This window comes from Paraburkholderia sp., from assembly GCF_035656215.1.
Lineage (GTDB): Bacteria > Pseudomonadota > Gammaproteobacteria > Burkholderiales > Burkholderiaceae > Paraburkholderia.
Genome location: NZ_DASRSY010000474.1, coordinates 1 through 9955, shown reverse-complemented (window position 1 = coordinate 9955; position 9955 = coordinate 1). Strand labels below are relative to the sequence as shown.

General features: G+C 62.4%; 10 protein-coding genes. 5 read left to right on the top strand and 5 right to left on the bottom strand.

Annotated features, from left to right (window positions below; all coding sequences use genetic code 11):
- The first annotated feature begins 333 nt into the window (after positions 1 to 333).
- Positions 334 to 2487: a hybrid sensor histidine kinase/response regulator gene (locus VFE81_RS27915; protein ID WP_325047670.1), complete on the top strand. Its 2154-nt coding sequence runs from the start codon at positions 334 to 336 to the stop codon at positions 2485 to 2487.
- 141 nt (positions 2488 to 2628) lie between these two features.
- Here VFE81_RS27915 and VFE81_RS27910 read toward each other — a convergent pair whose 3' ends face one another.
- The 3 genes from VFE81_RS27910 to VFE81_RS27900 form a co-directional block, all read right to left on the bottom strand.
- Positions 2629 to 3648, bottom strand: a complete 1020-nt coding sequence (locus VFE81_RS27910; RefSeq protein ID WP_325047668.1) for a class I fructose-bisphosphate aldolase — start codon at positions 3646 to 3648, stop codon at positions 2629 to 2631.
- 64 nt (positions 3649 to 3712) lie between these two features.
- Entirely contained in the window at positions 3713 to 4033 is a 321-nt protein-coding gene (locus VFE81_RS27905) for a thioredoxin family protein (protein ID WP_325047667.1), read from the bottom strand.
- Positions 4034 to 4235: 202 nt separating this feature from the next.
- Positions 4236 to 4652, bottom strand: coding sequence for a MarR family transcriptional regulator (locus tag VFE81_RS27900; RefSeq protein WP_325047666.1), 417 nt, complete (start codon positions 4650 to 4652; stop codon positions 4236 to 4238).
- A gap of 174 nt (positions 4653 to 4826) precedes the next feature.
- Here VFE81_RS27900 and VFE81_RS27895 point away from each other — a divergent pair, with 174 nt between their 5' ends.
- From VFE81_RS27895 to VFE81_RS27880, 4 genes are all read left to right on the top strand, one after another.
- Entirely contained in the window at positions 4827 to 5207 is a 381-nt protein-coding gene (locus VFE81_RS27895) for a DUF2628 domain-containing protein (protein WP_325047665.1), read from the top strand.
- A gap of 183 nt (positions 5208 to 5390) precedes the next feature.
- Positions 5391 to 6713 carry a sugar efflux transporter gene (locus VFE81_RS27890; RefSeq protein ID WP_325047664.1) on the top strand — a complete coding sequence of 441 codons (1323 nt, stop codon included), beginning with the start codon at positions 5391 to 5393 and terminating at the stop codon, positions 6711 to 6713.
- 410 nt (positions 6714 to 7123) lie between these two features.
- Positions 7124 to 8221: a phosphogluconate dehydrogenase (NAD(+)-dependent, decarboxylating) gene (gene gnd / locus VFE81_RS27885; protein ID WP_325047669.1), complete on the top strand. Its 1098-nt coding sequence runs from the start codon at positions 7124 to 7126 to the stop codon at positions 8219 to 8221.
- A 15-nt stretch (positions 8222 to 8236) separates the two neighbouring features.
- Entirely contained in the window at positions 8237 to 8941 is a 705-nt protein-coding gene (locus tag VFE81_RS27880; RefSeq protein WP_325047663.1) for an HAD family hydrolase, read from the top strand.
- A gap of 130 nt (positions 8942 to 9071) precedes the next feature.
- Here the strand turns inward: VFE81_RS27880 and VFE81_RS27875 are convergent, their stop codons facing one another.
- A complete protein-coding gene (locus VFE81_RS27875) occupies positions 9072 to 9608 on the bottom strand; it encodes an ankyrin repeat domain-containing protein (RefSeq protein WP_325047662.1) in 537 nt (178 codons plus the stop codon).
- A gap of 95 nt (positions 9609 to 9703) precedes the next feature.
- Entirely contained in the window at positions 9704 to 9829 is a 126-nt protein-coding gene (locus VFE81_RS27870; protein ID WP_325047661.1) for a hypothetical protein, read from the bottom strand.
- Between the last annotated feature and the right edge of the window lie 126 nt (positions 9830 to 9955).

Here is a 9955-nt window from a genome sequence, read left to right as displayed (position 1 = left end):
GGGACAAACCGGCAGTGACAGGGCATCGACGGAGGTCCGCCGCGCATGAAAGAACGCAGCATTCGCAGCGCGCGGCATTCGCAGCGCACATTACGCCGCGCTGCAACACGAAAATGAACATCGCCGTACGACACATCGTCGGACGCCATTGCTACAGCAATCCATGTGCCCGCATGCACGCCGCTACACGTGTGGCGTTTTCGTCGTTCGCCACCCTATGGAGAACAGCGGAAGTGCGGTAAATTCAGGGAAAGGAAATAGCGCTCGAACAATGCGGGGCACGTGGTGCACCGCCGCCCCGCCCAGTACTCATCTTTCATGGAGATCGTGACCGTGCAACATGCGGAGCGTGCCGCAGTCGATTTTCCCATGCCGTCGCGTAATTTCGCGGCGACGCGGCGTGTGCTCCTGATCGTGCTCGCTGTTTCGATTGTGTTTCCGCTGGCCTGCCTCACGGGATATGGGTATTTCGATTATCAGCGCCGGATTGCCGATTCGAATGACATGATCGACCGGCTCGCGCGGGTGATCGCGGAACAGGCCGTCAAGGTACTGGACCTCAATCAGCAGGTGGCCTCGCGCATCGTCGACCTGCTCGGCAATGACGACGACGCACAGATTCGCGCGCAGGAAGGCGGATTGCACGACCGTTTGCGGAAAATCGGCGGCGACTTTCCGCAGGTCGCGGTGATTTACGTGCTTGGCGCGAACGGCGACTTGCTGGTGTCGAGCCGCGCTTATCCTGCCCCCGCCATGTCGATCAGTCAACGTGAAGACTTCACAGCGGCCAAAGCGATGCGGCCGCAGCCGTATTTTTCTCTGCCCATGTTCGGGCCGTTGTCGCAGACCAATGTGTTCAACACCGCAACCGGCCGCTCAGGCGAGAACGGACAATTCCTCGGTGTGGTGTCCGTGGCGCTGCGCACCGAGTACTTTTCGCGCTTCTACCGGGAGCTGACGAACGGCGACACGTCGCTCTCGTTGGGACTGTACCGCCAGGACGGCAGTCTGCTGGTGCGTTATCCGGCGTGGCCAGCGGGCGCCAAACCCACTCAGAAAAGCGCGTTCACCGCGGCATTGCGCGACAAGCAGCTATTCGGCCACATCCGTCTGACTTCCACGGTCGACGGCGTCGAACGCTTGCTGGCGTTTCGGCGCGTCGGCGACTATCCGCTCTATGTGATGAGCGCGTATGACACTGCCGCGATCGGCGCGGCGTGGCTTCAGCACTTCATGATGATCGTGGCGATCACAGCCGTGCCCTGCGTGGCGATCTGGCTGCTGGTGTTTTTCTCGTTGCGCCAGCTCGCCGGCGAACGCCGCGCGTGGGAACGCTGGCAGGGCGAAGTGGCCATGCGTCTTTCCGCGGAGGCATCGAGCCGGCAATTGCAGCGTATGGGAGCGCTTGGCAATCTCGTCGCCAACGTCGCACACGACTTCAACAATCTGCTGATGGTGGTCTCGGCCAACACCGAACTGGCGCGCTTGAAACGCTATAACAACCTCGAAAAGGAAGTGCAGGCCGTCGAGCGGGCCACCGCCACGGCGGAATCCCTGACGCGGCAGCTTCTAAGCGTGGCGAAGAAGCAGCCGCTCAAGCAGGAACCGGTCAACCTCGCCATCTGGTTGCCCAGCGCCGCACCACTGATCGATGCCGCGCTCGGCGACACCGTCGAAATGGCCTTGAACATGGTCGACAACGTCTGGCAGGTGCTGGCTGATCCGATCGACCTTGAATTCGCGATCATGAATCTGGCGGTCAACGCGCGTGACGCGATGCCGCGCGGCGGCCACTTCGTGATCCGTTGCCAGAACAACCGTCTGGTGGGCAGCGACACCTTGCTGCCCGACGGCGAATACGTGCTGATAGCCTGCTCAGATGACGGCGAAGGCATGTCCGAAGCCGTCGCCCGTCGAGCGTTCGAGCCGCTGTTCACCACCAAGCTGCGCGGCTCGGGCACCGGCCTCGGCCTTGCCCAGGTCCTCGCCATGTGCGAACAGGCGGGCGGCACGGCCAAAATCGACAGCGTGCCGGGCAGCGGCACGACGGTCAGACTTTATTTGCCGCGCCATCGCGAGCGGCAGAGGGCGTCGGTGCCCGACGTAGAACCGGCGCAACAACCGGCACCGACTGCCAAAGGCGTCGTGCTGCTGGTGGAAGACAACGAAGACGTGGCGGCAGGCGTAGCTGCCGTGCTGGAAACCTTTGGTTGCAAAGTGCGGCACGAACCGACCGCCGACCAGGCGCTCGACGTGCTGACCGGCGGCGCGAAGTTCGAACTCGTGCTGTCCGACATCCAGATGCCGGGCAGGCTCAACGGCATCGACCTCGCGGAGAAGGTACGCAGCGCGTGGCCCGCGCAGAAGATCGCGCTGATGACCGGCTATGCCGACGAACTCGAACGGGCGCGCCGGCTCGGCGTAGCCATCCTCGCCAAACCCTTCAATATCGACGAGCTGCACGCACTGGTGGTTTGCGAGCCGTAAGGCTCGCCTGACCTTGCCGCCAAGGGGATGCCTGCCTTTGCCGATAGCGTGGACTCAGGCTCCGCGGGCAAGCGCGCGCCGGACGTCGGTTCGCGCGCTTGGCCGGGAGGCGGCGCACGCGCAAACCGTTCCTCGTAGCGCCTAGCTTTTTTCCTGTGAAGCGTCGTACTTGCCGAGCGCCGCCGCACTGTTCAGACGGGCGCGCTTGAGCAACGCCTCCTGCGCGCCTTTAACGTTGTTCGCCTGCCCCTTCCATGCTTGCAGCGGCGGTTCCTGCAACGCGCGACCATACGAGAAGCTCAGATTCCACGGCAGCGGCCCAAGTCGATTCATTGCATCGAGGTTGGCCGTTGCCTCTTCCGGCGTTTGCCCGCCGGACAGGAACACGATTCCCGGCACCGCCGACGGCACCGTGCGCCTGAGTATCTGCACGGTGTGCGTCGCGATATCCGAGGTAGACGATTGCTGCGCATGTTCAGCGCCCGCTAGCACCATGCTGGGCTTCAGCAGAATATGTTCGAGCACCACGCGATGCCGGTGCAGCGCGTTAAACACTTCGTGCAACACGGCCTCGGTCACTTCCGCGCTGCGTCCAATGGTGTGATCGCCGTCCATCAGCACTTCCGGTTCGACGATCGGCACAATGCCCGCTTCCTGCGAGATCGCTGCGTAGCGCGCCAGCGAATCCGCGTTCGCTTCAATGGCGAGGCGGCTCGGCAAACTCGCCGTGATGTTGTAGACCGCGCGCCATTTGGCGAAGCGCGCGCCTTGTCGCTTGTAGTCGACGAAACGCCTGGCGAGGCCGTCGAGACCTTCGGTGATTTCGTCACCGGGGGCGAGCGCGAGCGGAATCTTGCCGAGGTCCACCTTGATGCCCGGCACAACACCGATTTTTGCAGCAAGTTGCGGAAACGGCGTACCGTCGTCCGCTTTCTGCCCGAGTGTTTCTTCGTAAAGGATCACGCCGCTCACGAATTCGCCGAGACCTGGCGTGGTGAGCAGAAGGTTACGATAGGCGCGGCGGTTTTCCTCGCTGGATTCGAGGCCGATCGTCTTGAAGCGTTTGGCGATGGTCGGACCGCTCTCGTCGGCGGCGAGAAGACCTTTGCCGGGTTGGACCATCGCATTGACGGTGGCTTGCAGCTCGCTACGGGTGTCCATGAGGTGTGCTCCCTTTAATCCGGTTTGCGGATGAAATCGTGCAGGTGTGTGTGCGCCGCCCTGGTCAGAGCGAAGCGAAAGCCTCGGCTATGTCCGCGGCGCTAGTCGGGCGTACGATGCGTGCGACTTCGGCGCCATCGCGCATGAACACTAGCGTGGGCCAGAGTTTGACCTTGAAGGAGCGGCCAAGCGGGCGGCCTGGGCCGTCTTCGACTTTCAGATGCCTGATGCCGGTATGGGGTTCGAAGGCTTTGCCGATCGACGCTTGCGCGCCCTGGCAGAAGCCGCACCAGTCCGTGCCGAATTCTATGACCGTGGCGCCCGGCAGGGCCTCGATCTCGGCTCGAGAGGGGGCATGGGAGGAATAGGGTTTTGGGGTTGCCATGGGTGCTCCGGTGCTTTTTTACCTGCGCAAACAGTGATTTCCGCATGCGCGGGGCTCGGCTGCGTGTGGACTAAGCAAAAGAGTATCAGCTATGGCCGGGATCGTCAGTGACGGGGACAGGGGCGCTCTCCCGAGCCGGGTGGGCTTGCATCGATCCGTGTATATGATTAGCAAGACAACTATTGGATTAAAAAAAAGCGCCTTATCCAAGCGCTTTCCGCACGCCATGCATTGAGGTAACGGCCGCCTCGAACAACTCCGGCCCAATCCTGGCACGCAGATTCTTCGCAATTTGCGCACTGGCTTCGTTGATAGGCCGCTCAAGCGCTTTGCCCGCCCGCGTGGCGTGCACCCGCCATTCGCGGCCGTCGGTTTCGCCCTGACGGCGCTCCACCAGTCCCTTTTCGCTCAGGTTATCGATCAGCCGCGTCGCAGTGGGGCGGGCAATGCCCAGCAGATCCGCCACCTGGCTGCTCAGGCAACCGGGCGTGGCCAGCACGACGCGCAGCACGAACCCCTGCGGCGGCGTCAGCCCGAATTCGGCGTACACGGCGCCCCATTCGCGCTCGGCAAGCCGCGCCAATGCGGATGAATTGAAGTAAAGGCAATGATCGAACATAGCCAGTATTGAAACGCAATATGGTTAGCAAGGCAACTAAAATTTGGCGCAATGCATTGTCGCTGCCGGCGGTTGTGCCGTCGCGTAAATTTCACACGAGCACATGTTCTTGCAAGCGTGACATGTTAAACGTCATGATTCGCTCTATCGGTGTCATCGTGTTCAGGAAAGGAAATGGCAGAAAGGATCTATCTTCAGTACCCCGGCAAGGACGAAACGGTCGCGGTCGCCACAGGTTTCAGCTGGGGCGCGTTGCTGTTGGGCTTCGTCTGGGCCATGTCGAAGAGAATGTGGTTTGCCACTTTCATCATGCTGGCGGTCAATACGCTGCTGTTTTTCTCGGGCTTGTGGGGTGAAACGATCGGCACGATCGGACTGGTGCTGTCCGTGCTGTTCGGCGTTGCCTGTGGTGTCTATGGCAACCAGTGGCACCGCTGGACGCTCGAAAAACGCGGATATGTGGTCGTTCAATCTGGGGGCGAAGGCAGTCTGGCGCGAGCGGATAGTGCTAATCCTCAGGCCGCGCGTGCACGTCCCCCTAAGCAGGTCCCCTGAAGCAAGTAGCGTCGTCTGTGCCGTCAGCTCGTCTGCAACGGCACGCAACACAAATTTGGGATGTGGGGTTGCGGGTTTACGCGCCTGCAAGCCAGGCCGATAATGCCCCGGTTGTTCCGGCCACGACGTCTGCGGCGCGCATCGCGCGTCGCGGGCTCGCTTTCCCTGACCCACCGCCACCCCGTGTTGAAAACCTCCCGTTTTTTCGACCTGCTGCGCATCCCTGGCTTCAAGCCTCTGGCCGCTGCCACCCTCATGCTCGGCGTGGCGATGTCGTTCACTGCTCCGTATCTGTCACTGTTCGGCGTCGAGCGCGCCGGCATGACGCCGCTCAAACTCGGCATCTTCATGACGCTGATCGCCGCCAGCGGGGTGCTCGCCAGTACCTTCGCCGGCCGTTGGAGCGATGCGAGCGGACGGCACCGGCCGTTGTTGCTGGCGGCACTGGTGGCCGCCGCGCTCGGCTATCTCTGTCTATGCGTGGTGCGTGACTACCGGCTGTTGCTGGCCGTCGGCATCGTCTTTATCGGCGCGGGCGGCTCGGCCATTTCAATGGTGTTCTCGTTCAGCCGCGCGGCGCTGCCGGTGCCCGATCCCGCGGAGCGCGCGTTTGCCAGCGCCACGTTGCGGACGATCCTCTCGGCGGCGTGGGTGTTCGGTCCATCGGTGGGCGCACTGGTGCTTGCCGGCGCCGGTTTCTACGGGCTCTTCCTGTTCGCGGCGGCAAGCTTCGCGGCCTGCGCAACCATCGTCTGGCGCATGCGGGAGCCGCAAGGCCATCTGGGCGATCACACGGTGGAAGACACGGCCTCGGAGCCGTCAGCCTCGATCACCGTGCCGCCGCTGACCGCGCCCGGCGAAGATGCGCACGAGGACCTGCCGGGCGTCGCTTCGCAGAACGACATCCGCCGTGCCGTGGCCGCGCTCACCTTGCTCGGTCTGGCCGCGAACGCCACCATGATCGTGCTGCCGCTTTACATCGTGCACGGCCTGAACGGCACGCATCTGGACGTGTCGGTCATGCTCGGGCTAGGCGCCTTGATGGAGATTCCGATGATGCTCGCGCTCGGCGCGAAGTCGTCGACGCTGCACAAGCCTAGCTGGCTGGCGGCCTGCGCGGCGGTCCACGCCGTGTATTTCGTCGCGATGTCGCTGGCGGGGACGGTCCACGTGCTGATTCCGATGCAGATGCTCAACGCGTTCGTGGTCGCGGTGACCTCGTGCCTCGGGATGACCTACGTGCAGGATCTGATCCCGCAGTCGCCGGGCCGCGCCACCGCGCTGTTTTTCAATGCGGCGCGGGTCGGCTCGATTCTCTCCGGCGTTTTGTCGGGTTTGCTGGTGCAGGCGTTCAGCTTTCGCGGCACGTTCCTGTTCTGCGGTTTGCTGGCGCTTTGTGCACTGGTGTTGTTCGCCGTGCCGGGTTATCGCTATCCGCAGATGTGGCGCGCGGTGCAGCGTTTTGCGCGCACGCAATACGGGAAGTTTCAGGCACGGCGGCGCTAGGGCTTCCAATTCGTACGCGGCGCGGGGCACGCGGCACACGCCTCGCGCCGGCCAAATCAATTCGCATGCAGCGCGCGAGACACGCTTGGCGCTGGCCAAACCAGGTCCAATGCCCAAAGGCCGCGGCCGCGAAAACATCCTGCTCGATCGCCTGCCCAAAGTGTAAGAAGGCAGTTAGCCAAATCGAAGCCAGCGTCTTGACTACGGATCACACCGATGCACGTCGGGAACTTCAGGCTGCGCAAAACCTCTGCAAAGAAGCGTATCGTCGTTTGATGCAGGCGAGAATGCCCGATTCGCTGCACGGGCGATCCGGGGCTGCTACCGTGTGTCCGTCGGATCACGTGAACACAACGCCAGCAACTAGCAACTACAGTTAGGAAAGCCACTTGCCGCAAATCAGGCGCGGCGTGGCCGCAGTACGTCGAAGCAGATCGGGCAGCGCAACGAGACACTTTCCGGAGCGAGATATGCAGCTAGGCATGATTGGATTGGGACGCATGGGCGCGGACATGGTGCGACGCCTGACGAAGGGCGGTCAGCAATGTATCGCTTACGACGTGCAACCGGCCGCGGTGGACAAGCTGAAACAGGACGGCGTAGCAGGCGCAGCCTCGCTCGAGGACCTGGTCGCGCAACTGCAAAAACCGCGTGCGGTGTGGCTGATGGTGCCCGCGGCGGTGGTCGACAAAACGCTTGAGAATCTGGTGCCCTTGCTGGAACCCGGCGACATCGTGATCGACGGCGGCAACTCCTACTACCACGACGACATTCGCCGTGGCGCCGATCTGGCCAAACGCCAGCTGCACTATGTGGACGTCGGCACGAGCGGCGGCGTCGCGGGACGCGAGCGCGGCTACTGCCTGATGATCGGTGGCGAGGCCGAGGTCGTGAAGCGGCTCGAACCGATCTTCTCCACGCTCGCGCCGGGCGTGGGCTCCGTGTCTGCCACGCCAGGCCGTACCGCCAGCGCCAGCACGGCCGATCAGGGCTTCCTGCATTGCGGTCCGCAGGGCGCCGGGCACTTTGTGAAGATGGTCCACAACGGCATCGAATACGGAATGATGGCCGCGTATGCCGAAGGCCTGAACATTCTGCGCCACGCCGACGCCGGCAAACACGCGCGCGAAGCCGATGCTGAAACGTCGCCGCTGCGCCGCCCCGAGCTTTACCAGTACGAATTGAATCTCGCCGAGGTCACCGAGGTATGGCGGCGCGGCAGCGTGATCGGTTCGTGGCTGCTGGACCTGATAGCCGGATCGCTCGTCAGCGACGCCGATCTGCAAAGCTACGCCGGGCGCGTATCGGATTCGGGCGAAGGGCGCTGGACGGTGGCGGCAGCGATCGACGAAGGCGTGCCGACGCCGGTGCTGAGCGCAGCGCTGTTCGCGCGTTTCAGCTCGCGGGGCGACGCGGATTTTGCGAACCGGGTGTTGTCGGCCATGCGGCACGACTTCGGCGGTCACGTCGAGAAAGCGACCGCGCCGGTCGATGGACAGAAGCGCTAATTCACGGGAGCCGCAATGGAAGCCACCAACGCCACGCCCCACGACGTCGTGTTTCTGTTCGATTGCGATAACACGTTGCTGGACAACGATCATGTGCTGGCGGATTTGCGTGCCCACATGATGCGGCAGTTCGGCGAGCAGAACAGCACGCGGTATTGGGAAATCTTTGAAGACCTGCGGGCAGAGCTTGGCTATGCCGATTACCTGGGCGCGTTGCAGCGGTATCGGCAGGAGCATCCGCGGGACACAAGCTTGTTGTTGATGTCGTCGTTTCTGATTGATTATCCGTTTGCGAACCGGCTTTATCCGGGCGCATTGGATGCGATCCGGCATGTGTCGCAGCGAGGGCCTGCAGTGATCCTGTCCGACGGGGACGTGGTGTTCCAACCAAGGAAGATTGCCCGCTCGGGCTTATGGGACGAGGTCGAAGGGCGGGTTCTGATTTACATCCATAAGGAGCAGATGCTCGATCAAGTGATGGAGTGTTATCCGGCCCGGCACTATGTGATGGTGGATGACAAATTGCGGATTTTGACGGCCATGAAGAAGAGTTGGGGGGAAAGACTGACGACGGTTTTTCCTCGCCAGGGGCATTACGCTTTCGATCCCAAGGAGATTGCAGGTAATCCGCCCGCGGATGTGACGGTCGAGAGAATCGGGGAGCTGGCCGAGATCGATCTGGATAGCTTGCTGAGCGGTGGCACTGCGGGAGGGGCCTAGTAGGCTTTCTGCTTTTTGATTTTGACCGCAGCGAGCGTGCCCTTGCGAAGAACGCAGGGTTCGCAATGAAATTGCCGAAGCTGAATGGCTGTGTAGCGACGCCAGCGCGCTACACAGCTACGGCTGGCGCTTAGGAACTCGCCTTCTTCAATTGCGCGGGCGTATCCGTCGCCCCCATCTTGTTGGCGGCATCCAGCGGAGTAAAACCGCCCGCGTCTCGCGCTTGCGGATTCGCACCGTGCCCGATCAGCAGATCGACAATGTCCGTGCGGTTGAACATTGCCGCGATCATCAACGCGGTGCGGCCATCGGGCGACGCGCCTTCGACATCCGCACCGTGCGCGAGCAAGGTTTCAATGACAACGTTGAAACCCTTGAAAGCAGCGCCCGCAATAGGTGTTTGTCCATTATCGTTACGCAGATCCGGATCAGCCCCGTGCTCGAGCAGCGTACGTACCGCCTCTACGTGACCGTGATAGCTCGCCAGCATGACGAGACTGTCGCCCTTATCGTTGCGTAAATTCGGCGGCACGCCTTTTTCGATTACCGCGGCGAGCATGGTGGCGTCGCCGCGTCGTGCGAGATCGAAAACTTCATGCGCCAGTTCGATCAAGGCCGGATCGATCTCCGGCTTGGAGGGTGGGGGAGGTTCAGCGTGGTCCGTCAATGCAATCTCCTTGCAATAATCCTGGCCGCCAGGACGGCACGGGGAAGATCGATCAGGATACACATTTTGCGCCGCTGACGCCCGCCCAGTGGTGGCTACAGCTTGCCGAGCACCGTTACCAGCAACCCGAACACGCCCACCAGAACGGCGACACCGGCGCACAACAGCACGAGCGAGAGGACAAGAATCAGGGGTGCTTTGAGGCGGCTGGGTGTCGACATGGTGGCCGTTCAGATGATGGGCGAGCAGGACAGGACGCGCCAGATGCGGTCCGCCGTCGCGCATTTAGCATCGCGAGCTTAGACGCATTCACTTAATGCTCGCTTAAAGTCTGGCGCATGACCGGC